The sequence below is a fragment of the Microbulbifer maximicatervae (SeqCode) genome, assembly GCF_052468295.1.
In genome coordinates, this window is record NZ_CP174340.1 from 3,943,194 (window position 1) to 3,966,007 (window position 22,814).

The window sequence follows — 22,814 nt, forward strand, 5'->3', positions numbered from 1 at the left end:
CCCACCCTTTACCGACTGCACTTATTAAAAATCAAGCCCTTTAAAATAATAGCTTCCGGCATACAGATTAAAATATCGATACGACTAAAGTTTTCTCTTCCACTGATTCTTAGATAAAATTACAAACAATAACCACAACAATACCTACAAAATTTATATCACCAGATTTTCATTGTCACCTTCCTTAACAGAGTCTACAATTTTTACAGGTTATAGATTTAATCCATAACCCCAGAGTATCAAGACATTCCCCAACCCAAGAAAGATCAAAAATTCATATACAAAGAATAAGAAATTAAAAGATAAAACTTACTTTACACAAATGATCATTTGCTGATAATTTCTATTAAACACTAATCTCCACGAAGCTCATGTCGACTCTGGTGCTAAAAAATATTTTTGTAGGTTGTCTTCAAAATATAAATTTAACCATGGCATCTGGCCAAATTATTTGCTTATCTGGTCCATCTGGCTCAGGGAAAAGCCGCTTACTCAGAGCCATAGCTGACCTTGAACCCTACACAGGCGACATATGCTTTAAGAATAAATCCCAGAGTACGTATCCAGCACACCAGTGGAGAAAGCATGTGATGTTGGTTCCCGCGCAGACTGCCTGGTGGGAAGAAACTGTCGGCGATCACTTCGCAACACCCATGAATGATGCACTTAAACTTCTCGGCTTTCCTGAGGACGCGGTAAAGTGGCAAGTAAATCGACTCTCTTCGGGAGAAAAGCAGCGCCTGGCTCTGATTCGCGCAATATCCTACAAACCCAAAGCGCTCCTTCTAGATGAGCCTACGGCCAACCTAGACGCCAGATCTGCGCAGGAGGTAGAGCAATGGCTAACAGGGCTCATTGAGGAGCACAAGCTGCCTACGATTTGGGTAGCTCATAGCCAGGAGCAGATTCGAAGGGTAGCTCATCGCCACTTGGCCATTGTTGATAATCAACTGAAAGAACAGGAGATTCATCGATGAGTGTAATCGACCTGTCCTGGTGGCAGTTGTCTTTGGCTGCGGGGTTGGTATTGGCTCTAGCCGTATGCACTCATGTAGCGCGACTAAAACTAAGTAGATCGTTAATTGTTGCCGCTCTACGCACGGCTATTCAGCTCACCCTGGTAGGACTGGTACTGGAAACCCTTTTTGCAGTTGGCACCCTACTTTGGGTGGGACTTCTGGCCTTGGCAATGCTGCTATTTGCCGGACAGCAAGTGGCAGCCCGACAAAAGTATCGCCTACTCGGTGGCTGGAGCTTTGCCGTAGGCACTTTATCGATGATGGTGTCCGCTTTCAGTATCACCATATTAAGTTTGACCGTACTGATTGGCCCTACTCCCTGGTACCAACCCCAGTATTCCATTCCACTTTTAGGTATGTTGCTGGGGAATACAATGACTGGTGTTGCCCTAAGCCTGGACCGTCTAACAGAAAGTATGCACCGCTCCAGGGATATTATTGAGAATCGCTTGATGCTGGGGCATACCTGGCAACAAGCCAGCTTGGAGTTTCGGCGGGATGCGATGCGTGCAGGATTGATGCCGACAATTAATTCCATGGCTGCCGCTGGGATAGTATTTTTGCCGGGAATGATGACAGGGCAGATTCTCTCAGGCACCTCCCCTACAATTGCCGTCAAATATCAAATCCTGATTCTTTTTGCGATTGCATCAGGCACCGGTTTCGGCACTTTTCTCGCCGTTGCCCTGGCCTCAAGGCAGCTCTTTGATAAGCGGGAGCGCCTGCGCACTGATCGCCTGATTAAAAATGTCTAAAGTCTGTGGAGAGATGATTCGATCGAAGGAAGGAGCGCTGGACTTCTGGGAACCAGCGCTCTATTAATCTTTAACGGCCAAAGAATAAGATAGCCCCGGCGATAATCAGACCTACCAGCAAGGCCCATACACCCCGCAGCATCAGCGATCGGGCATATTCCGCCTCTTTGTAACGCAATGCGTAGGGAATGCCGGTAATCGGCCCGAGGACGATCGTTACAATCCCCCAAACCCAGCGCTTGTTACCCAAGGCCGTCAACGCAGCCATCAGGCCACCAAACCAGCATAAAGTTACGCCAATTACAATTACTACCAACGCCAGGATGGACCACCATTGGTTGGCCAGGAAAATTTCTACAATTTGGGTTTCAGTCATGGAATTTCGCCAGTCCGTATTACCTTCCGATTACATCTTAATGCTCTCGGCACCTTAAAAGATTAGGTGCTTCCAGAACGAGACATCCGGATACCAACGCAAAGATGCTAAAAGAGCCGCCGCAGTGAGCGAAACCCATGCAGATGACCCTTTTGGTACCCATCTAAGCTGAAATCACCATTGAGGGAAGCGGCGATCCAGCCCTAGGACGCTATAGTAACCCTAAAGTGAATCCCGGGCGCATATTCCGTCTTGACTAAAAGATACCCATAGAGATAGCGAGCACTCACTATCATGAGTACTCAGTTACTATCTCCAGCCCCGTGATGTTCTGGGTATCGTTGGCAAATTCGTAGTAATCCGGCTTTTCATCGATAAAGATTTGATGGGTCATTGTTGTCTCGGCCGGAAGTTCAAAGATCCCCGCAGGCACTGAGTACTGGGAAGTTTCCTTTAAGCGATAAAAGAGGTGCGAACCGCACTTTGAACAAAAACCCCGTTCAGCCCAAATTGATGAATCAAATACACTGACATGTTCCTCACCGGTGATCTCAACACTGGTTTGACAATCCACCGCCAACAGAGGACCACCTCCCCATTTTTTGCACATACCGCAGTGACAAACCCCCAGATTTGAAGAGGGCAAAGATGCGCTAATTGTCACTGAACCACAGAGGCAACTTCCGTGTACTTGAGTCATTTTTTTACCTAAGTATTTCTTACTTCAGAAAATCAATATCAAAATCGGGAGTGGAATCTACCATAGAAAACTAATCAGCTATTGATCAAAATCAGCAATATCATAAGCTTCATATCGCAATGTGAAATAGTGCACAAACCTCCCAAGAAATAATCACTCCGCAATAAACAGCCAATAAACAATAAATCACTGCTTATTCAGCTCACCGCACTAAACTCATCCTAACATCTAAAAAGTTAATGAAAATCCTATGATTTTTTCAAGACGCTAAATATGTGCAGCTTATCAAGCAACATTGACGATTATTTACGGGGATTCAGGCCAACTTATATATTTCTCGAGAGAACCCACTCAGCAACCAGACAGTACTTGAATTATTTTAAATAAACTCTAATTCGAAAATTCCACCCTTGGATCACCAAAATCCTTACCAATATAGTCAGGTGCGCAAGGGATTAATTCTGAAGCCTCTATTCCCGCATCAATCAAATACTTTTCGACATTTCGGCTTCGCTCCATTGCCAAATTTTCAAGTTCTTCACGAAGTTCCAGAGATGGGTTTTGGTAAAAAGCAACCTGGGATCTTCCGCTTCTGCTCATACCTGCCATGGAATAGGGGTACAGGGCTTGCCAGTCCCGGGCATTAGAGATGCCGCATACTCCTGGCCGTGCGTCAGGGTTCTTAAGTAAAACAAAGACCATACGCTGTAGTTGTGTCAGTGCTAAATTAGTTAATTTTGCACTTCCAGGCTCAAAGTCAATAGACGCAAATGATTTCGCCCTGAAACGCCCCCAGGCATAACGTGCCAACAAATAAACGCCATAGGGAGTCAAATAGCTTATCAAGGCATCTATAATTGCCTTTTGTAGCAACTCACTAAATACAAAACTGAAGGAGAACTTGGGATCGCGAATATTGCCGCTAACAGGCATGCCAAACTTGATATCCCCCCGCCCGTCTTTTAGCAACCATAGAGCAATATTCAAGGGAATCAGCGTGGACTTCACCGGTAGCTGATCATCTTTCCGCACCCGGCGAACTTTTAGTTTTTCCAGTCGTATATCGGCAAAGCCATCGAGTTCATTTTCAAATACCCGAATATTAACTACCGCATCTCCCTGCCCTTGAAGGATTTTGTAACCTAACAACTTGGCCATATAAGGCGTAGCAGGTATCAAATTTACGCTGGTGAGATATCCGGTAAGATCAGCATTCCACTTTTTATCTCCCAAGTAATCTACAGTTCCCCCTATCTGAACCTCACCAAATCCGCCAGGCCTTCCATTAACAACAATCACCGCAGGGGGGTGTTCGGCCAAGTTACTTAAATCACTGAGATTAAAGTTGATATCCCGGACCGGTAAGCGGGCCCTGAATTCATCTTGATAGTCTACCCAACTAAAAGTGCCGTGTTTTAGATATAGATCACCTAGATGATATAGTAGCGGTGGGCTGCCCTTCTCCCTGAAAACAAATGTGTCAATACCACCAAATCCTCGCAGTTCATTAATTTTTCGGGCTACCGGAAACTTCCCTGATAAATCCCTTAAGAGAATAAATCGAGGGCGCAGAAAGTCGATAAAACCTATAGTGAGTGTTTTCTTAGGACGGTAATAGCTCAAACCTTCAACCCACAGGGACTTAAAATCAGCCATCCATCTATGGCGATCAAAATCCAAACTGTCCGGGTTTCTCTCAAAAAAATGAAAGTGAGTTGCCTCACCACTGGCAAAGCGCCATTCGGTATCGGTAAAGAGCAAATGCGACAAGGTTATGCTCTCACCGTGCACTAACTCTTCCCCAGAAGGTGAAAGCAAAGTGATGCCATTGACCCTCACAACAGCAAGTTCTGCCCCCTGACCACGGCGGTAGTTTCCCTCCAACATTAAACTCGAGAAGCTGAAGCAATGATCTCCCTGATCCAGATAACCACTGGGAAAACATCCTGCAATTTCCTTAAACTGTAAATCCTTGAAGTCAACTCCCTGCCGACTGATATTTAAGTGCCCGGCCCCCATACCGGATACCGATAAAAGTTTAAGTGGCAATTCCTGTGGGAAATTTTGCTCATGCAACTGTACATTACTTATTTTTATCCCAGAAAGGATAAGCTGCCTACCGCCAGTGCCAGTAATACCTTCTGCCTTGCCAATACTAAAGGCCCCAAATTCATAACAGGGCGCAATCTTTTCATCTTTTAATAGCCCCCCTGGCATACATCCCCTCGCACCAGAGGCTTTCGCCAAAGATTCCCCTTGCAAGGAGATATTATCAATTTCAAATTTTGGTATTTTCAGCGGGCCCGAATTTTTCCTGGGTATTGATAACCCAACCAATTCTACAGAACCTTGAACTGACCAGGGGTGTGACAATTTGATTTTCTGTAATCCCGACATGGATAATTTATCAACCCCAAAACAATGGTGGGAGTCACCTGCCCTGGCCCGACTCAGCTTACCCACAGTTACTGCAAGCCCCGTATCCCGCGTACACACCCGGATATTCTGCAAGCTTAGATTCGACACTGAGAACTCTGCACCGCTATCCCAGATAAATCGACTCCAACTCAAGCTCTGCACACCGGCTTCTAAATAGCCGCTACCCTTTTGCCAAAACGCGATAGGCTTACTCTTTAACGGTCCTAAATCCAAGCGGGGGGCGTCGGAATCTATACCCAATTTTGCCCAAGAATCACTAAAGCTTATTTGTGGGGTCTCAATGCAATCGGCAAGACCCATATCTTCATTATTTTCAGAAGAATAAGACCTCAACCCACAAAGCAGAACATCATCGATATTGAGTCCATAAAAATCGAGAGTATTGGGGGAAAATGACGTTCTCTTCGTGAATACTCGCCCCAGTTGCAACATGGGTACAGTTTCGAAGTCCTCCTTAAATTCCACTTCTTCGATCGACCAACCGCTTTGCCCTACCGAATGGATGTCTTGCCCAAATACACAGGTCGGTATCGATTTATTAGTATTCGCTAGCCAGGGAATACACAAGGTTACTCTGTCAGCAACAACATCCTGCAATGCAATTTTTGGCTGGGTAGGTTTTTCCCGGGACCATAGCAACTCTAGCTTTGGTATAAGTACACGCCCAAGGTCGAAGACATTCTCGCCAGACAGGTTTTTCAGCTGCACGGATTGAATTGCTGAGTCATCCATATTGGCAATTAGATTGCGTTGGCTGAAATAAACGAAGGAGTAATCTCCCAGTGAAAGGCGCTCAACATCTACACAGTGAATATTTAGTGAACTCACTTGCCTACCGCCGGGAAAGCAGCCACTCAACTTTTCAGCATTTGCACCGGGCAAAGCGATATAAGATTCAGAGTCTGGTGTACGTCTATGCCTTAGCCTGGCAAGGGGTAGATCTATCTTTTTTAAGTCAAATAATTTCCTGCCCCCTTTTGTCTTCGCTTCAGCACTAACCACGGAGATTTTTTTTACAAAGAGATCTATCCCCTGCTGCCAAGATATAAAGAGTGGCTCCCTTTGCTCTAATGAGCGGATATCAAAGCAAACTGGCAGATTTTCGTGGTTTTTATTGGCGCGATAAAATAACCTTTTCCAACCTTCAGTGAGACAGCCAGCCAGTTTCTTCAAAACAAGCTTTTTTATTTCCAGGTTTGGGTTTTCTATGGTGGCCAGCCCTAAGTCGTCAGGATTTTTATCCGCATCAATATTTTGTTGATCCAGTCTTCCTTTTTCGGTGCCGTAATTATCATCACCAACTTCTTGAGGAATACCCGGTAACTGACTGGTCGCCACCCAAGGATTATTTGTAACCTTTCTTTTAAATAAGCTATCGCCACTTTCAAACTGCTGTATCACTAAGCCATTTCCTGCACCAGCGGAATCATTTAGAAGTAATCGGTGAAGGCGCAGTTTTCCCAAAATGGCATAGCCATCTTCACCTCCCTGCCAGGCAAAATGTCCCTGCCCTGAAAAGCTGTTTAAACGTGCGCACAAAGGCTGCCAATCCGAGGGGAGAAAGTCCTGCGGCAAACACCCTGATAGTGACTGGATAAAAAAGTCCTGAGCAGATAGCGGGCCGTTACGACCTATTGTATCAATGGCCCGCCAGCGTAGGTCCTGTAGTTTAGCTCTGGGACGGCCTCTGGCACCTATTGAAAATTGAGCCAATTGCAGAGGACCGCTAGAAAGCCCCCAATCAATATTGTGTTCAGCAGAGCCGAACTGAAAGGCAAATTCTTCTGTACTTTTGAGACCAACCATAGAGACACAGTGATCGGGCTTCTTCCACAGACCGCCCGGTACACACCCATTGGCTGTTTCTATCGCAAGATGGGCAAAAGATAATATTCGCGTTTTGGCATGAAACTGAAGAGGACCAAATACACCATTATTAGCCCTGATGGGATGGCTGGTAGATCGAGCCATATCCAAGAGGTAGCCCCGATTAATTGAACTGGCCCCTGTATTTATTTTTAAGCGATCGTTCCAGTCGAAAACCGTTTTTTCCGGCAGGTCTAAATTAGCCGCTCGCAGACACAGGTGGGAATTGGCGTTACGCAGATGTCGTGGACACCAATCAAATGCCTGGGCAAAGCCTCGCCTCCATCCCAAACGCTTTTTCGGGCGCTCAAAATTAAACTCACTGATGCTAATAACCCCGGCCCGCCAATCCTGCCAAAGGCGATCACTGTGCCTCAGTACAACACTCTCACCATTGAGCTGCCGCCACTGGGCACGAGCCTTGCGGCCAAACCCGAATTTCATATCACCTGCTGCGGCAAGCCGGCGGGCGGAGGCGCAATGTCCAATCAGGCTTTGCAGCCCTGCTATTGCATCGGCCCAACGCTGTGGCGGGCATCCTATAAAGTATTTCGCAGTAAACTTGTTAAGATCTGTATTGAGGCTCGGCCAGGAAAAATTGACCTGAGTTCCTTCCAAACTGCCTATCACCGTGTTGTATCGTGATTTACCTCTCTCCCAGGCCAATAAATCACCGACCTGTAAATCCCCAATAGCAATATCTACATTCAGGGGAACATCACCTTTGCGCCATAATGCCAGCGTGAATTTATCGGTTTGGAGTTTGCCGATGGCTGCGCAGGTAGCTTGGTTCCAAATAGGCTTGTGCAGGTAGCAAAGTTCACTATTCCGTATCTGGGCGCGACCGATAAGCAGCCTGAAATCGCGATCCTGCCGCGCTCCACCTCCAAGATTCCAACCACCCACCTCCCACTCCCGGTACAGTTCACCCGGGTAAGATTGCAGGTCCATATAGGCACCGCTCACCGATGCCTTGGGTAAATGAGCTCGCCCCCATAACAATTGCCACCAGCTGTAATCGAGCATTACCTCATGAGCGGAGAATCCCCGCCCTTCGCGATTCTCAGCTTTTACATCAATCGCTATAACGCTTAGATCCAGCAGCGATACACGCAAGTGATCCACATGGAATTCGAGGCCTCGCTCCTCCATCCAGTCGCCAGCTTTTACCCGTACCCAATTTGCTGCCCACCAGTGAAGAACTTCCACCAGCAATAGCCCTGCTAGCAGCCACCAGATTAAGCGACGGAAAAAGGCACTCTGAGAAGCGGGCTCTGGGGGCATTAGAATTAAGCGCCAGAAAATGAATTTTATGCAGATTACAACTGCAATTAGGCCCATACAGTAAAGACCAGCACCTGGGGATTTTTTTGCCTTGGCGCTGCTATTCGCGATAATAAGCAGCTGCGTCGTCCATTCGCTCGCAGTCAAATGCGAACTGTCTACTATTTATCCAGGGGTGTATTTGCGCGGCGCGGAAGTTTGGGAAGCCAGTATCCTTACCGCCTCTCATTTTTTCTGTTACCCAGCCAGTGAGTAGACATGCAGGAGCATCCAAACTACCAGGACATCCTTTTGGTCGGCGGCGGCCATAGCCATGCTATTGTGCTGCAAATGTGGGCCATGAACCCTCTGCCAGGCGCGCGTCTGACCCTGGTCTCTCCCCAAGTGCAAACCGCCTACTCCGGTATGTTGCCCGGAATGGTTGCAGGCCATTACTCCCTGGAAGACACTCATATAGATCTTGCCAGGCTCTGCCGGGCCGCTGGTGCCCGCTTTATACAGGCCTGTGCACACGAAATTGACATCGATAATCGCACCGTATCCCTATTGGGTAGACCTCCCATAGAGTACGACCTGCTCTCTTTGGATGTCGGCGCGACTCCCGCCCGCGAGTTACCGGGCTCCGAATTAGCAATCCCGGTAAAACCTATCGGGCATTTCTACCGTTTCTGGCAAAAGCTGCAAAAACAGGTTGGTGAAAACACCTCACCTTTCCGCTTAGGAGTTGTCGGCGGCGGTGCCGGAGGTTGCGAGCTGTCGATGGCAATGGCTCACGCTTTACAAGGTGCCGTTAAGAAAAAGCAGGTAGAGGTTCACCTGATTCATGGCGCCGCCGCAATTCCCCAGGGCTATCCAGTCAGAGCACGCAAATTAGTCTCAAAGGAGATGCAAGAGCTAGGGGTTCAGTTACACCATAACTGGAACGTTAATGAAATTACCGAGCAGGGTGTCGTTAATGGGAGCGGTGACTGCCTGCCCCTCGATCAGGTAATACTCACCACCAATGCCTGTGCTCCCCCCTGGCTGGCCAACTCGGGCCTATCCCTCGATGACAAAGGCTTTGTGGTGGTGGATCAAACACTTCGCGCCCAGGGGCGGGAAGACGTTTTTGCAGCTGGTGATGTGGCCAGTTTCGCCCCAGAACCTCTACCCAAGGCTGGAGTTTACGCCGTTCGCCAGGGGCCAGTTCTATTTCACAATCTGCGCGCCTCCTTGACCGGACGCCGCTTAAAACAATACCGGCCACAAAAAGATTTTCTCAGCCTGCTTTCCTGTGGTGGCAAGCGGGCTGTGGCAGTTCGAAATGGCTTCGCCGCTGCAAGCCGTCTGATGTGGCGATGGAAAGACTCTATCGACCGCACATTTATGCGACGCTTCAGTGAGCTGCCAATGGACATGGCTGATCACACTGCCAAAACCAAAGACATCGTCGACCAGCGCTCAGGCTCTTCTCTATCTCCTATGCGCTGTAATGGCTGTGGCGCAAAAGTTGGAGCCGACATCCTGCGCCGCACGCTGGCGACCCTTCCGGATCAGCATTCGGAATACCTGTTAAAGGGCGTCGGTGATGATGCCGCAGTTATGGATCTACCAGCTAATCATTTATTAGTGCAGAGCTCCGATCAATTGCGTGCACCTGTAGATGATCCGTGGATATTTGGTCGCCTGGCGGCTCTGCACGCCCTATCCGACCTATTTGCTATGAATGCTCGACCCGCCACCGCACAAATCCTTGCAACCCTGCCTACGGCTGCAGAGGAAATTACCCGGCGAGACCTACAGCAGTTACTTGCAGGAGCCATCCACGAGCTGAACCGGCACCACTGTGTCCTATCTGGCGGGCATACCGCCGAAGGTTCTGAAATGCTAATGGGCTTAACCGTCAATGGATTTTCCGAGCGGGAGCAGCTCCTGGAAAAAACGGGGGCCCGCGGGGGAGACTGCTTGATCCTGAGCAAGCCATTGGGAGTAGGTACTATCCTGGCAGCAGAGGGCGCGGGTGAGGCTAAAGGCCTATGGTTGCAGCAGGCGCTGGAAACCATGTTGCATAGCAATGCCGACGCCGCAGAGATATTTGCCCGCCACAACGCCAATGCGCTGACAGATGTCACCGGCTTTGGCCTGCTAGGCCACCTATTGGAAATGCTCGGCCCTGAAGGGTTAAGCGCGACACTGATCGCTGAGAATCTACCACTAATCTCCGGCGCCGCCACTTGTATCGAGCGCGGATGGCTATCCAGCCTGCAACCGCAAAATGCCAATGCCTACGCCTTTGTGGAAAACCCCCAGGAGTGGCAGCGGTTACCCCAGTGGTCGCTGATTACCGATCCACAGACTTGCGGGGGACTCCTCGCTGCTGTTCCTATTGAGCAAGCCGAAGCCTGCGTGGGCGCACTGCTAGAGCGCGGTTACACCCAGGCGTCAATTATCGGTGTAGTGACGGACTCACAGAATCCAGAAGTGAGCGTACACTTGCGCAAGTCAGCAGACTGGCGAGCGCTAATTTCACAGGACAACGAGACTGTACCAGGACAGGTTTAAGGATTTTGCGAAACCGGAACAACAGCCGGTTATGAGCTTTGTATGATTTCTATTGAGAGAGGCCTTCACCGACTTTATTAACTTGTCATCTGTCTTTCAGCGCGACATACTGGCGTTAGAAAAAACATCGGTGACATATTTCCCGATACCAAAAAAGGTCTTCACAGATTGGGGAGTCGGCTTTTAGCAATCGACAGGAAGACCCCTATGAAAAAGATCGTCATTATTGGCGGCGGTACCAGCGGCCTGCATTTGGCTACGCGGCTCGGTCAATATTTTTCTTTTACCCCTTTCTTTAAGCGCCGCCGCAAGTCCCCCGCTGCACAAGTTACTCTGGTCGATCGAAATCGCACCCACCTCTGGAAACCACTGCTACACCAAGTTGCCTCCGGCGCATTGGATGCCAATATGGATGCACTGAATTATCAGGTGCACGCCCGCATTCACGGCTATGAATTTCAGTTGGGTAGCCTGCAATCTCTGGATCGTGAACGACAGGTAGTTGAGCTCGGACCCGTTAATGATGAAGACGGTAGCGAGTTAGTACCCGCGAGGGAATTGGAATACGATTATTTGGTGCTGTGTATCGGCGGGCATAGTAACGACTTTCATATTCCCGGCGTCAGGGAAAATTGTATTTTCCTGGATAGCAGTTATGAAGCACAAAAATTTCACCAAAACCTTCTCAACCGTTTCCTGCGTTTAGAAACCCGTGTTGACGATAAATTGCAAGTGGCGATCGTTGGTGGCGGGGCAACGGGTGTAGAACTCTCGGCAGAACTAGTGGATGCTGTAAAGTTGGTTGGCAACTATGGACGCATTCGTCCCAATGCAATGGAAATCACCCTGATAGAAGGGGGTGAGCACCTACTCCCCGCACTACCAAAACGAATTGGAAATAATGCTGAACGCGAGCTGGCCAAGATGGGGGTTAATATTCTTACCGGCCATCATATTTCAGCTGCAACAGAGAGCGGACTCACCACGTCTTGTGGCAAGGAAGTTCCAGCCGCTATCCGAGTGTGGGCTGCCGGCGTCAAGGCTCCGAAATTTCTCGCTCAACTGGATGGCCTCAGTACCAACCGACTCAATCAAATCGAAGTGGAAACTACCTTGCAGACCCAAACTGACGCAAAGATTTTTGCCATGGGGGACTGCGCCAGTTGCATTGACGGCAATCACCAGCGAGTGCCTCCGCGCGCCCAGGCAGCACAGCAAATGGCTACCCTGGTTGGCGATAATATTATTGCCCTATTTGAAGATAGGCCTTTGCACCATTTTTATTATCGCGATCGAGGCTCTCTGGTATCCCTCAGTCAATACACTGCCGTTGGTAACCTGATGGGCGCGTTGGTTAAAGGCAGTCTTACCGTAGAAGGACGCCTTGCTGGCCTTGCCTATCGCTCACTCTACCGTATGCACTTGGCGGCAATCCACGGCTGGCCGAGAGCTATGCTGCTCTACCTAATCGGGCAGGCGAACCGGTTTGTGAAGCCAAAGCTCAAGATGCACTAAAGTATCGATCCCATGGAGCTAAGGGGATATTAGACAGTTAGTGCAAAACTAACTAATAGCACTACCAATAAACCCTGCACATGGAAGTGCCAGGGCGGTAACATTATGAATCAGACCAGCCCATCAATTAAGACCTCTGAGCTGGATGTGAGCTCCTCTGTAGATCCAGGCAATGCCCTTGTGTGAAAATATAAAATGAAAAAACAGTATCAAAAAATCGTTGTACTTACCGGCGCAGGAATTTCAGCTGAATCTGGCATAGGTACTTTTCGCGGTGCCGATGGCCTGTGGGAAAACCATCGCCTGGAAGATGTCGCAACGCCAGAGGCATTTGATCGCAATCCGGCACTGGTACATAGATTTTACAATGAACGCCGCCAGCAGCTGCTATCTGCAGATATCCATCCCAACCCCGCCCATCTCGCCCTGGCCGAACTGGAACAGAAATTCCAAGGGGATTACTTACTGGTTACTCAAAATATTGACAACCTGCATGAGCGCGCGGGCAGTGACCAGCTAATTCATATGCACGGAGAGCTACTAAAAGCACGATGCAGCCGAAGCGGAAAACTATATCCCCTCAATTCGGATCTTTCGATAGCTGATACCTGTAGTTGCTGTCAGCAGGCGGGAAACCTTCGCCCCCATGTGGTCTGGTTTGGAGAAATGCCTCTGGAAATGGAAACTATCTATCAGGCGTTATCCGATTGCGACCTATTCATCAGCATTGGCACATCTGGAAACGTCTACCCAGCAGCGGGATTTGTCGAATGTGCCAATCAGGCTGGAGCTCACACCATAGAGTTGAACCTGGAGCGCAGTAGTGTCGGCGATGCCTTCAAGGAACACCGCCACGGACTGGCGTCACAGGTAGTCGATACTTTTATAAAAGAAATTATTAATTAAGGTGACTCTGAAATTGCATTTTCTGTCTGCGAGGATTTCATCGGGCCATAGCGCTGTATCAAAGTGGTTACCCCCTCATTATCACGCACAAGGGTATAGAGTCGGTCAAACTCACTGGCCTCTCGAATGGGTCGCCCTTTTTCACCGCCGAGCAATTCCGCCAGTTTTGGAGTGGTATTGCTGTGCCCAACCACTAAAATCCGATTTCCTGCCTGCTGCAAAGAGTTAGCAAATTCTTTTAAATCTCTGGGGTTATAAATTTCCACTTCAAGCCCCAGCTCTTTTGACAGAGGCTCAACCGTTTCCCGGGTGCGGTTGTAGTCAGTGCTATAGATAGCATCTATACCCACTCCCCCAAGAATATAGGCGAGTTGCCGTGCACGCTGCTGGCCCGCCTCAGTCAAATGAGGGTCGCGACCCACCCCGGGCCCTTTCTCTTTTTCTGCATGGCGTATTAAGTAAATCACCTGAGACTCAGAAGAGTCGGCTAAAACCCAATTTGAAGCCCCAACCAGAACAAAAAGTGTACAGAAAATAAACGACTTAAGTCTTGAAAGCACAGTATAAACTCCCAGGTAAATAACGGGACAGACATATGCTGAATATAATAAGGTAAGTAAAGAGAGGATGCGGCGAAAATGCCAAATAATGCGATGAATTAAAATCGAACGATTTTTGAAAAAATATTTGATGCCGGATATCCGGCATCAAATTAGTGGTCATCCAGAATTAGATTTTCCACTCTTTTACGGTGTCCAGACCGTACTCATCAATCCACTGGCTCAAGGCCTTAGGATTACGCTTTTTCTTTTCAACAGTAGCGCCGGTATACGGGTTGCGATAGTGACCAGTTTCCAGCTTGGGTTCTGCTGCCTTTGCTGCCGGTGCTGCACGACGGCCGCGACGGGGGCTGTCACCTTCCTTCTTGAGGTGACGGGCAACGCGAGCCTTCAGGGTTTGTACGTAGTCTGCAGGATCTTCATCACCCAGCTGTGCTACCAACCACTCAACGATTTGCTGGCCACGGGCAACGAAGAACTCCTCTTCATCCATGTGGTATTCAGCAGCAAGGTTTACCAATGCTTTATCATAGGCAATTACGCCATCTTTCTTGCGTTCAGCCTGAGCCATTTGCTCTTGTAACTCTTCGATTCTTGCCTGATGTTCGGCGATTTGTTGTTCAAGTTGTTCGTATTCCTGAAACATTCAATAAACCTCAACGACGGTTATTAAAAAACACAGAGATATATCTGTGGCGCTGGGCGACACAGATTGTTATTTCGGATATACCGTGTAAAAAATCAACAAACATCATGGCTGGCCAATGGCAAGCAATTTAGTGATGTTTAGTCCGGCATATTATGAATTGCCCGATATACATGAGTAGATACCACTACACATCGTGTAGTTCTGGTGTTAGGTATATTCGGCAAATACATTATTAAAAACTAGCCGATTTCAGCTCGGTTCGGCAAACACTCCGAATCACTGATTATATTTTTCGACTGAGGTCGCGAATAATAATCTTTCACCGGCAAATATCAACCATTTGTGTCCCTACCTTTGAATATAATAGGAATAATTCAAAATAAGGGCTAAAAAGTGTAACAAAGGCGGCCATATCTGCAATCTTAAAAGGATATCCCTAGGGAGCGCAATTAGCTATATTGTAGCTGTAGTCGTCAATTGCAAATTAGTCGCTGTGTAACGGTAATCGAGCATATTGCCAAATACAATTGGATACCCAGATCATACTATGTCCACTCACAATAATATCCACCATATACCGACTTTGGCCGCTCTGATGACGCCATTTCCCTACCATATCGATATCAATGCCACGGTAGAGGATGCTCTGGCAATGATGGAGGAGCACAAAGTACGCCACCTGCCGGTAACACGTGCAGGCGACTTGGAGACGGTCATTTCTCGAGGGGATATCGAAAGAGCCAATGCACCGGGACACCGTTTAGAAGAGCAGCAACTTTATGTACATGACCTATGTGCCAGACGTCCCTTTATTGCAGATATCCACGACCCGTTAGATAAAATTCTCTTAGCTATGGCAGATACCAGTATTGGTTCGGTACTGGTTATGCGGGAAGGAGAGTTGGTTGGAATTGTAACTGTGACTGATATTTTGCGCTTTTGTAGCCGGTTTATGGCGGAGTTGGCCCAGCCGGTAGACGATTCTATTGCTTGAACTCACTGCGATTACAGGGGCCAAACCCAAAGCAACATGGGGATACTCACAACGAGTACCAACAATTCTAGTGGCAGCCCCATTTTCCAGTAATCACCAAATTCAAACCCTCCCGGCCCCAGAATTAGGGTGTTATTTTGGTGTCCAACCGGTGTTAGAAATGCGCAAGAGGCTCCAATTGCGACAGCCATCAGGAAGCTGTCTGGATTCACCGCCAGTTGTTCTGCAGTGCTCATGGCAATTGAACACATCACTGCTGCAGTGGCGACATTATTCATAAAATCAGACAGCGTCATGGTAACCACCAGGATCAGCCCCAGGGCCAAAACAGCACTGCCCTGAGCCAGGACATCCAACAAAACCTGCGCGACCAAGTCTGCAGCTCCTGTTGACTCCATCACATCAGCAACAGCAATCAAAGTCCCCAATAGCACGACGACGGACCCGTCGATAGAGTCATAAACATTTCGCAACGGCACTATCTTCAACGCCATAAAAGCCAATACACAAGTGGCGAAAGAGATTGCTGCCGGCAATAGGCCGAACGCTGCACCGGCAACACCAAGCACCATAGCCAATAGGGCAATGGCCGCCTTCTCCTTGTTAGGGATGCTAATATCCCTTGAGGCCAAAGGCACACAGCCCTTTTCCCTAGCAAAGCTGTTTAGGTTTTCATCGGCCCCCATCATTAACAGAGCATCACCGGCCAATAATGGTGTCGAACGCAACCGGCGCACCGAGCGGCGCCCCTGGCGCGAGAGTGCTAGCAAGTGAATCTGGTATCTCGCTGCGAGGCGTGAAAACCTCATAGGGCGTCCCACTAAGGGGGAATCTGGCATGACAACCAACTCCCGCAGCTGCATTTCGGTACGATCCGCCAGTGCTTTTATTGGGGACTTATTCTGAGAATCACTCTCGGTATTATTGCTACCCGATTGTCGAGCCTTACCCGATGAATCTGCCCCAAGGGCTCCCACTGTTTTCAAACTGAGATTGGACAAGCAGGTGGCAAGGCTCTCCGGCTCCGCCTCAATGACCAAAATGTCACCGCTATTTACTTTATGCCAGGGAGTCGCGGGAGAGACCCTGGCATCATTGTGTACGACACCCACAACCTGGGCATCTTCTGTTCCCAGCATCTTGGAAATTTCACGTAGATTCTTGCCGGCAGCTACGCTTTTTTCCTCAACAAGTGCTTCTGTCAAATATGTGCCAGTTTCAAAGGAGGAGGCCCCCGTTCGGTTGCGCGTAGGCACCAAGCGCCATCCAACGAATGCGATAAACAAAACTCCAGCTATCGCAACTGCCAGACCCACCGGGGTGAAATCAAACATACCGTAACTACCGGCGCCAGAATCCGCCCGAAAACCGGAAACGACCAGGTTTGGCGGTGTACCTATCAGTGTGGTCATTCCCCCCAGAATCGTTGCGAAAGACAGGGGCATTAAAACCCTTCCCAGTGCCACTTTCTGTTTCTCGGCCATATCCACAGCCACGGGCATTAATAAAGCCAACGCGCCGACATTATTCATAAAGCTCGATAAAAACGCGCCGAGCCCAATGAGTAACAATATGGATACTGAGATACTCCCGCTTTTGCGGACAACTCGTTGTGCAAGTGCATCCATTGCGCCGGTATTTTGTAAGCCGCGACTCAGGATTAACACACAAGCTACAGTCACGACCGCTGGATGGCCAAAACCAATAAAAGCATTTTCCGGGGGAATCAGACCGGTAAAGACACAAGTCAATAAGGCTGCTATAGCAACCATATCGTGGCGCCACCGCCCCCATATAAACAGGGTTATAGTGACACTTAAAATAATCAGGATTAGTAACTGGTCAACAGTCATGGAGAAAGATATCCCTGAATATAAAAGCTGCTCAGATTTCTGTTCAGCTATCTATTCAGGGTATACCCGGGAAACTACATGGAGCGCACTTCTACGCCATAACCCCAGCTACATTAGGGGTACAAAATTCAGGAGAAAGTAACTGCCCGCTCTTCCAATGGATAAAACTGAGTACCTACTTTAATACAAACTCTGGCAGTACTGCAGGAGAACCAACCTCTATATCCAGTGACCTGAATATTTCTATAGGTGCCAACCATCGCCTGGCGCAAGCGTTGAGCCCAAGGTCTTAACTTTTCTCCATCGTAGCCGGAACCACAGGCACAAACATGTAAATTAACGAAATTAGCAGGAAGCCCCTCTTTAACCAAGGTATCTGCTAGCTGTCGAGGCGTGTAGGTTTTCCACTCTCCTCCTTGCCAGTTAGGCATGCCGTTTACATATACTTTTTTCTGCTTGTTGTTACTCGTGGAGCGCTCAGCACCAATAAATTGTCCATCCCCGGCACCCGTGCCATGGGTTACGATGTAAAGGGTATCGGCAGGGTTCAGCTTACTCAAACACTGGTTCACCCACCGATACATGGCTTTTCCAAAACCGGAGGTTACTTTATTGGCCAGGATTTGATTCACCGGTATGCCCCAGGCTTTCGCCAACCCCTCCGCATATTCCTGCATTTCATCACTATTTATCGGGATATAGATATATTTTTTAGCCACGTTTTTATCCTCTATACATGCAGGAGCAACCCGCCCATTATGTAATCCAAATGCTTCCAGGATTTTTAAATCAGCTGCAATAATTCAGGGAAGCTAAGATTTACCTTCTGTGACCTGGAATCGCATTAGGTTCAAAAAGTAAATGTAAACACTGAGCTATCGAGCAATAAATTAAAAATGTATTCTCTCATACTGAGCATTAATTTCCGGTGTAAATATCAAACTGTCATCTAACGCTAAGCACATCATATATTGCATATACAAGTAGCTTCTTCAGTTGCCATAGGCCTGGAAAGAAAATGGAGATACAATCAAATACCACCTATTTCCTAAATAAGCAGGAGTGCTACCTTGCGGACCGATACTGCAAATTACACGGACATCTTCCTGAATGATATTCCGCTGATGGACGTACGCGCCCCAGTTGAGTTTGTTCGCGGCGCTTTCCCTTCCGCAAGAAATCACCCCCTGCTTGACAATCACCAACGTGAACTGATCGGGACTGAGTACAAGAACAAAGGCCAGCAAGCAGCAATTGACCTTGGCTGGCGTTTAGCAACAGATGAAGTGCGAAGCTTATGTCTTTCACAATGGAGCGCATTTATACGTAAACAACCCCAAGGTTACCTCTACTGTTTCCGAGGCGGTTTACGCTCCCGAATGACACAAAAACTGCTGCGCTCGAATAATATTGAATACCCGATAGTAGAGGGTGGCTATAAAGCCATGCGGCAGTTCCTGTTAAACGAGCTGGAAAAGCATTGTACCCAACTGCCTTTTATCGTTGTTGCTGGTCACACCGGCAGTGGCAAAACGGAATTAATCCAGGCTGCGCGGCGGTATATCGACCTTGAGGGGATCGCAAAACATCGAGGTTCTAGCTTTGGCCGCACCAGTAGTAGCCAACCTTCACAAGTCGATTTTGAAAATCAGATCAGTATCGACCTGCTGAAGCTTTCCCAGCAGACAGGTGCTATTGCTATTGAAGATGAAAGCCGTCTAATTGGACGATGCGCACTTCCTCCAGTATTGCAAACCGCCATGAAGGCCGCTCCCCGGGTTCTTGTCGAGGAGCCATTGGAAACACGGGCACAGCGCATTGTGCAAAATTATGTTCACGAGGGCTTAGAGCGCTTTAAAAGCAGAGAAAAATCAGCAGCTGAATCTTTGGGGGAAGAATTACATCTCAATCTCAATAAAATCAGTAAACGCCTGGGAGGGCTGCGCTACAAGCAGCTCAACGAAGCCTTAGCTTCAGCTAACCAAGAATTACTGAGAACGAATAATAGTGATGTGTACATCCCTATCGTGGTGTCACTGTTGCGGGAATACTATGACGGCAGCTACGACCATCTTATGAAGAAATCGGAACAGAAAGTTCTGTATCGAGGCAACTACAACGAAGTACAACAGTGGTTGAAGGAGTCCAACCACTCACTGCAAAAACCAGAATAACAATTCTCAGCTTTTGTGAGCGAGGCGATTTAATTTAAATCTCCGCATTAAAAACCAGTCCCTAAAACTGCGCGGCAGCCAGCGGGCCATCCAGGGCAACAGGCTGCTGCGGTTGCCAATACGCACCAAAGGACGAGCGCGTTTTCGCAGCAGCTCACGCACCAATTTTTTAGCCAGCGTGCTTGCCAATGTAGCATTCTGTTGGGACTCCTGGGCTCGGGCCCTAACCGCCTCTTCCTGACGTTTATACAGGGAGTCCGGCGGCAAAAGACCGCGCAGGGATGTCTCAGCGTGGCGACCAAATTCCGATGCGATCGCACCGGGTTGCACCGTCATTACCCGAATGCCAAAGGGTTTTAGTTCAAGTCGCAAAACATCAGAAATGGAGTGTAGGGCCGCTTTAGAAGCACAATAGGCACCGGAGAAAGGTGTAGGCATTACCCCGGAAACCGAGCCGATATTACACACAATTCCGCCCTGCTCCGAACGCATTAAAGGTACACAGGCTCTAATCAAAGCGAGAGGGGCAAATACATTGGTTCGGAACTGCTTTTCCAGTGCTCGCGTGTCCAGTTCCAGCAGCGGCCCCATCTGACCGTAACCGGCGTTATTGACCAAAATATCGAGCCGCCCGTATGCCGCTTTTACTGCGTGAACCACTCGATTGATATCCGCCTGGGAATTCACATCCAAGGCCTCTGTGGCAATTCCCAGATCCGCCAGCTCTTGTAAACTTTCCGGGCGGCGCGCCGTGGCAATCACTATGGTTCCCCGGCGATGTAGCGCCAAAGCCAGCTCCCGCCCAATACCGCTTGAGCAGCCGGTAATTAAAGCCACTCGATCCGGAACCACATAACCCCGCCCAATTTGCGCAAGGCTTTCCGCAGCAAAACTTCGATTGGGGGAACGAAATCTGGAAATGGGCGGCTTATCCACAGGAACTGCTCCGTTTAATGGTCCTATCTCTCAATGGGCGTTTGCAGGTACTCAATCAATCCAAAAACATTGCCATAGGGGTCGAGAAAGCTCGCCATCAGCACACGTCCAGAAACTTCCTCTACATCCGTGTGCTGCCGCACCCCCATAGTGCCGAGTCGCTCAATCTGCGCGGCCAAATCCAAAACCTGCCAGTAAGCAACTACACCATCGGCCCGGCTGATCGCACTGCGCGCATCGGCATTTAATCCGAGCTCGCAATCAGCAATACTAAATGCCGCATAGCTATCGCTTTCATAGCTGGGTTTCTGTTCGAGTACCTGCGTATACCAAGCCACAGCCTCGGTAATGTTGGCAACTCCGTAGACTGTTTTGCGCAAGCCAAGAATCTGCCCCATTTGAGACACCCCGTTGAGTAATTTTTATCCATTGGGTGGGGCACTATGGCGCAGTTTATTGCAGCTCTTGCTCCAACTGCTCCAGTAGGTCCAGGGGTTCCATCTCAACCCCTTCCAGTTCGGCATTCCAGTTTATCCCCACCAATAAGACATCTTCATGCATGCCGGTAAGCCAGTCATCCATAAATTCTTCCAGGTCAATTGCCACTGCCTCATAGTCAGCCCAGTCTCCTTCGCAGTGGTCTTGTGCAAATTCTCTTTGCGACCAAAAGGGCATAACCTCGGTATCGGCCCGCTTTTCAGACTCACAAAGTGCAAAGCCCTCCTCACCCTGCAGGGCCCAGACGCAGCCCTGGCCTACAGCTTCAGGCAAAAAGCGCGCGCAATTATCTTCAAAATTATCGGTTAGGGTTTCGCTTTGCATAACAACTTCGCTTAAACGGTTTTACCGCAGTTTACGTTAGTTTTCCCGGTCTCAATAGGCCCTAAATTCTGTCGAATACAGCCATCGACTCAACATGATCGGTATGGGGAAACATATCCATGACACCCGCCTTACTCAACCGGTACCCCAACTTCACCAATTCACCGGCATCCCGGGCCAGGGTGGCCGGGTTACAGGAGACGTAGACGATCCTACTGGCAGAAAGTTGCGCCAACCCGCGCACAGCCTCCAGAGCGCCGTCCCTCGGTGGGTCCAACAGGATTTTATCGAAACCTGCTTCAGCCCAAGGCGCACCTGCCATTTTTTCGTTCAAGTCGGCAGAATAAAAGTGCACATTTTGTAATTGGTTCAAAGCGGCATTGTCCTCGCCCCGTTGAGTTAAAGCACCGACACCTTCGACTCCGATCACTTCCGCTGCACGACGCGCCAATGGCAGGGTAAAATTCCCCAATCCACAAAATAAATCCAATACGCGCTCGGAGGGTTGCGGATCGAGTAACTCAACGGCTCGACTCACCATCTGCCGATTTATCGCAAAATTTACCTGCACAAAATCCTGCGGTTTAAATCTCAGCGTCAGGTCAAATTCCGGCAACTGATAACTTAGATAAGCGGCCCCTTCTATCGGCCAGATTCTCTCCAGTGAAGCATCACTGCCACCTTGTATATACAGGTGTATACCAGTGCTTTTAGCAAATGCTAACCAGAGCGCCAAGTCCTTATCTGACAGGGGCTTTAAATGGCGGAGCACCAGAGCTGTCACATCATCTCCAACCGCCACTTCCAGATGAGAAAAGTTTGCCCGGCCTTCACTTTCACCAACAAGTTTTTTAAGCGACCCTAAATGTTCGGCAATTTTTGTATGTAGTACCGGGCACTCATCAATATCTACCAAATCATTGCTGTGCTTTTTTCGAAAACCAAAAAGCAGCTCACCACCCTGGGACTTTTTTAATTTGCGAATGCCGATACGGGCCTTGCGCCGATAACCATAGGGATCAGCGGTTAACGGCGGCAGTATTTCTTCGGGTTCAATTCCACCGAAGCGCGACAACTGATCCAAAAGAATTTTTTGCTTTTCAATAATTTGTGCCGATGGCTCCAGGTGCTGTACCGAACAGCCTCCGCATGAATCCACATAGGCGCACTGCGGTGCGCACCGATCCGTTGAAGGCGATATGACGTCCTCAACAATTCCCTCATCAAAGCGGCCGCGCCGTGCGGTATAGAGGAATTTAACCTGCTCTCCCGGTAAGGCACTATCAATAAACACCGTCTTGCCACCTACCCGGGCAATACCGCGCATATCGTGACTAAATTTTTCTATTGTCGCTTCAGCGCGGCTCGGCAAGTTTTTTTTAACCGGCTTGCGGCCAGTAATAAAACGGGGCTTCTTACTCATAA

At 48.7% G+C, this 22,814-nt stretch carries 18 protein-coding genes; 7 read left to right on the forward strand and 11 right to left on the reverse strand.

What is annotated here, in order from left to right:
* Positions 1-431 precede the first annotated feature (431 nt).
* Together ACJJIQ_RS17525 and ACJJIQ_RS17530 are read left to right on the forward strand one after the other, a co-directional pair.
* Positions 432-977 carry an ABC transporter ATP-binding protein gene (locus ACJJIQ_RS17525; RefSeq protein ID WP_445364827.1) on the forward strand — a complete coding sequence of 182 codons (546 nt, stop codon included), beginning with the start codon at positions 432-434 and terminating at the stop codon, positions 975-977.
* Complete coding sequence (locus ACJJIQ_RS17530) at positions 974-1,774, forward strand: ABC transporter permease (protein WP_445362577.1); 801 nt, start codon at positions 974-976, stop codon at positions 1,772-1,774. Before ACJJIQ_RS17525 ends, ACJJIQ_RS17530 begins: the two co-directional genes overlap by 4 nt.
* A 70-nt stretch (positions 1,775-1,844) precedes the next feature.
* Here the strand turns inward: ACJJIQ_RS17530 and ACJJIQ_RS17535 are convergent, their stop codons facing one another.
* The 3 genes from ACJJIQ_RS17535 to ACJJIQ_RS17545 form a co-directional block, all read right to left on the reverse strand.
* A complete protein-coding gene (locus ACJJIQ_RS17535) occupies positions 1,845-2,150 on the reverse strand; it encodes a hypothetical protein (RefSeq protein ID WP_282931129.1) in 306 nt (101 codons plus the stop codon).
* A 292-nt stretch (positions 2,151-2,442) separates the two neighbouring features.
* Positions 2,443-2,850 (reverse strand): GFA family protein, encoded by a 408-nt coding sequence (locus ACJJIQ_RS17540; protein WP_445362578.1) that lies wholly within the window; start codon positions 2,848-2,850, stop codon positions 2,443-2,445.
* Between the two features lie 390 nt (positions 2,851-3,240).
* Complete coding sequence (locus tag ACJJIQ_RS17545) at positions 3,241-8,439, reverse strand: DUF748 domain-containing protein (protein ID WP_445362579.1); 5,199 nt, start codon at positions 8,437-8,439, stop codon at positions 3,241-3,243.
* Positions 8,440-8,697: 258 nt separating this feature from the next.
* On the opposite strand from ACJJIQ_RS17545, the gene ACJJIQ_RS17550 reads away from it, so the two are divergent.
* From ACJJIQ_RS17550 to cobB, 3 genes are all read left to right on the forward strand, one after another.
* Entirely contained in the window at positions 8,698-10,980 is a 2,283-nt protein-coding gene (locus tag ACJJIQ_RS17550; protein WP_445362580.1) for a slr1591 family oxidoreductase, read from the forward strand.
* Between the two features lie 207 nt (positions 10,981-11,187).
* A complete protein-coding gene (locus tag ACJJIQ_RS17555; protein WP_445362581.1) occupies positions 11,188-12,495 on the forward strand; it encodes an NAD(P)/FAD-dependent oxidoreductase in 1,308 nt (435 codons plus the stop codon).
* 195 nt (positions 12,496-12,690) lie between these two features.
* Positions 12,691-13,401, forward strand: a complete 711-nt coding sequence (gene cobB / locus ACJJIQ_RS17560; protein WP_444926017.1) for a Sir2 family NAD+-dependent deacetylase — start codon at positions 12,691-12,693, stop codon at positions 13,399-13,401.
* On the opposite strand, the gene ACJJIQ_RS17565 is transcribed toward cobB, so the two are convergent.
* Positions 13,398-13,868: a SixA phosphatase family protein gene (locus ACJJIQ_RS17565; RefSeq protein ID WP_445362582.1), complete on the reverse strand. Its 471-nt coding sequence runs from the start codon at positions 13,866-13,868 to the stop codon at positions 13,398-13,400. The two genes, cobB and ACJJIQ_RS17565, sit on opposite strands and share 4 nt — an antisense overlap.
* Positions 13,869-14,130: 262 nt before the next feature.
* On the reverse strand, positions 14,131-14,607 hold the full coding sequence (locus ACJJIQ_RS17570) for a DNA binding protein (protein WP_282931121.1): 477 nt from the start codon (positions 14,605-14,607) through the stop codon (positions 14,131-14,133).
* Positions 14,608-15,157: 550 nt separating this feature from the next.
* Here ACJJIQ_RS17570 and ACJJIQ_RS17575 point away from each other — a divergent pair.
* On the forward strand, positions 15,158-15,604 hold the full coding sequence (locus ACJJIQ_RS17575) for a CBS domain-containing protein (RefSeq protein WP_444911605.1): 447 nt from the start codon (positions 15,158-15,160) through the stop codon (positions 15,602-15,604).
* Between the two features lie 11 nt (positions 15,605-15,615).
* Here the strand turns inward: ACJJIQ_RS17575 and ACJJIQ_RS17580 are convergent, their stop codons facing one another.
* Both ACJJIQ_RS17580 and ACJJIQ_RS17585 read right to left on the reverse strand, forming a co-directional pair.
* Positions 15,616-17,457, reverse strand: a complete 1,842-nt coding sequence (locus tag ACJJIQ_RS17580; protein WP_445362583.1) for an SLC13 family permease — start codon at positions 17,455-17,457, stop codon at positions 15,616-15,618.
* A 128-nt stretch (positions 17,458-17,585) separates the two neighbouring features.
* Positions 17,586-18,176: a hypothetical protein gene (locus ACJJIQ_RS17585; protein ID WP_413663455.1), complete on the reverse strand. Its 591-nt coding sequence runs from the start codon at positions 18,174-18,176 to the stop codon at positions 17,586-17,588.
* Between the two features lie 351 nt (positions 18,177-18,527).
* Between ACJJIQ_RS17585 and mnmH the strand changes: the two genes are divergently transcribed.
* On the forward strand, positions 18,528-19,631 hold the full coding sequence (gene mnmH / locus ACJJIQ_RS17590) for a tRNA 2-selenouridine(34) synthase MnmH (RefSeq protein ID WP_444926020.1): 1,104 nt from the start codon (positions 18,528-18,530) through the stop codon (positions 19,629-19,631).
* A gap of 6 nt (positions 19,632-19,637) precedes the next feature.
* Here the strand turns inward: mnmH and ACJJIQ_RS17595 are convergent, their stop codons facing one another.
* The 4 genes from ACJJIQ_RS17595 to rlmD form a co-directional block, all read right to left on the reverse strand.
* Positions 19,638-20,567, reverse strand: coding sequence for an SDR family oxidoreductase (locus ACJJIQ_RS17595; protein ID WP_413663457.1), 930 nt, complete (start codon positions 20,565-20,567; stop codon positions 19,638-19,640).
* Between the two features lie 23 nt (positions 20,568-20,590).
* Entirely contained in the window at positions 20,591-20,965 is a 375-nt protein-coding gene (locus ACJJIQ_RS17600) for a VOC family protein (RefSeq protein ID WP_445362584.1), read from the reverse strand.
* Between the two features lie 55 nt (positions 20,966-21,020).
* Positions 21,021-21,389, reverse strand: coding sequence for a DUF2750 domain-containing protein (locus tag ACJJIQ_RS17605; RefSeq protein ID WP_444895989.1), 369 nt, complete (start codon positions 21,387-21,389; stop codon positions 21,021-21,023).
* A gap of 61 nt (positions 21,390-21,450) precedes the next feature.
* A complete protein-coding gene (gene rlmD / locus ACJJIQ_RS17610; RefSeq protein ID WP_445362585.1) occupies positions 21,451-22,812 on the reverse strand; it encodes a 23S rRNA (uracil(1939)-C(5))-methyltransferase RlmD in 1,362 nt (453 codons plus the stop codon).
* Between the last annotated feature and the right edge of the window lie 2 nt (positions 22,813-22,814).

Excerpts from the sequence above, each read along its gene's own strand:
- ACJJIQ_RS17605 (WP_444895989.1), bottom strand. The coding sequence starts at position 21,389 with ATGCAAAGCGAAACCCTAACCGATAATTTTGAAGATAATTGCGCGCGC.
- ACJJIQ_RS17545 (WP_445362579.1), bottom strand. The coding sequence starts at position 8,439 with ATGCCCCCAGAGCCCGCTTCTCAGAGTGCCTTTTTCCGTCGCTTAATC.
- rlmD (WP_445362585.1), bottom strand. The coding sequence starts at position 22,812 with ATGAGTAAGAAGCCCCGTTTTATTACTGGCCGCAAGCCGGTTAAAAAA.
- ACJJIQ_RS17535 (WP_282931129.1), bottom strand. The coding sequence starts at position 2,150 with ATGACTGAAACCCAAATTGTAGAAATTTTCCTGGCCAACCAATGGTGG.
- ACJJIQ_RS17600 (WP_445362584.1), bottom strand. The coding sequence starts at position 20,965 with ATGGGGCAGATTCTTGGCTTGCGCAAAACAGTCTACGGAGTTGCCAAC.
- ACJJIQ_RS17555 (WP_445362581.1), top strand. The coding sequence starts at position 11,188 with ATGAAAAAGATCGTCATTATTGGCGGCGGTACCAGCGGCCTGCATTTG.
- ACJJIQ_RS17540 (WP_445362578.1), bottom strand. The coding sequence starts at position 2,850 with ATGACTCAAGTACACGGAAGTTGCCTCTGTGGTTCAGTGACAATTAGC.
- ACJJIQ_RS17530 (WP_445362577.1), top strand. The coding sequence starts at position 974 with ATGAGTGTAATCGACCTGTCCTGGTGGCAGTTGTCTTTGGCTGCGGGG.
- ACJJIQ_RS17580 (WP_445362583.1), bottom strand. The coding sequence starts at position 17,457 with ATGACTGTTGACCAGTTACTAATCCTGATTATTTTAAGTGTCACTATA.
- ACJJIQ_RS17550 (WP_445362580.1), top strand. The coding sequence starts at position 8,698 with ATGCAGGAGCATCCAAACTACCAGGACATCCTTTTGGTCGGCGGCGGC.
- ACJJIQ_RS17525 (WP_445364827.1), top strand. The coding sequence starts at position 432 with ATGGCATCTGGCCAAATTATTTGCTTATCTGGTCCATCTGGCTCAGGG.
- ACJJIQ_RS17570 (WP_282931121.1), bottom strand. The coding sequence starts at position 14,607 with ATGTTTCAGGAATACGAACAACTTGAACAACAAATCGCCGAACATCAG.
- ACJJIQ_RS17575 (WP_444911605.1), top strand. The coding sequence starts at position 15,158 with ATGTCCACTCACAATAATATCCACCATATACCGACTTTGGCCGCTCTG.
- cobB (WP_444926017.1), top strand. The coding sequence starts at position 12,691 with ATGAAAAAACAGTATCAAAAAATCGTTGTACTTACCGGCGCAGGAATT.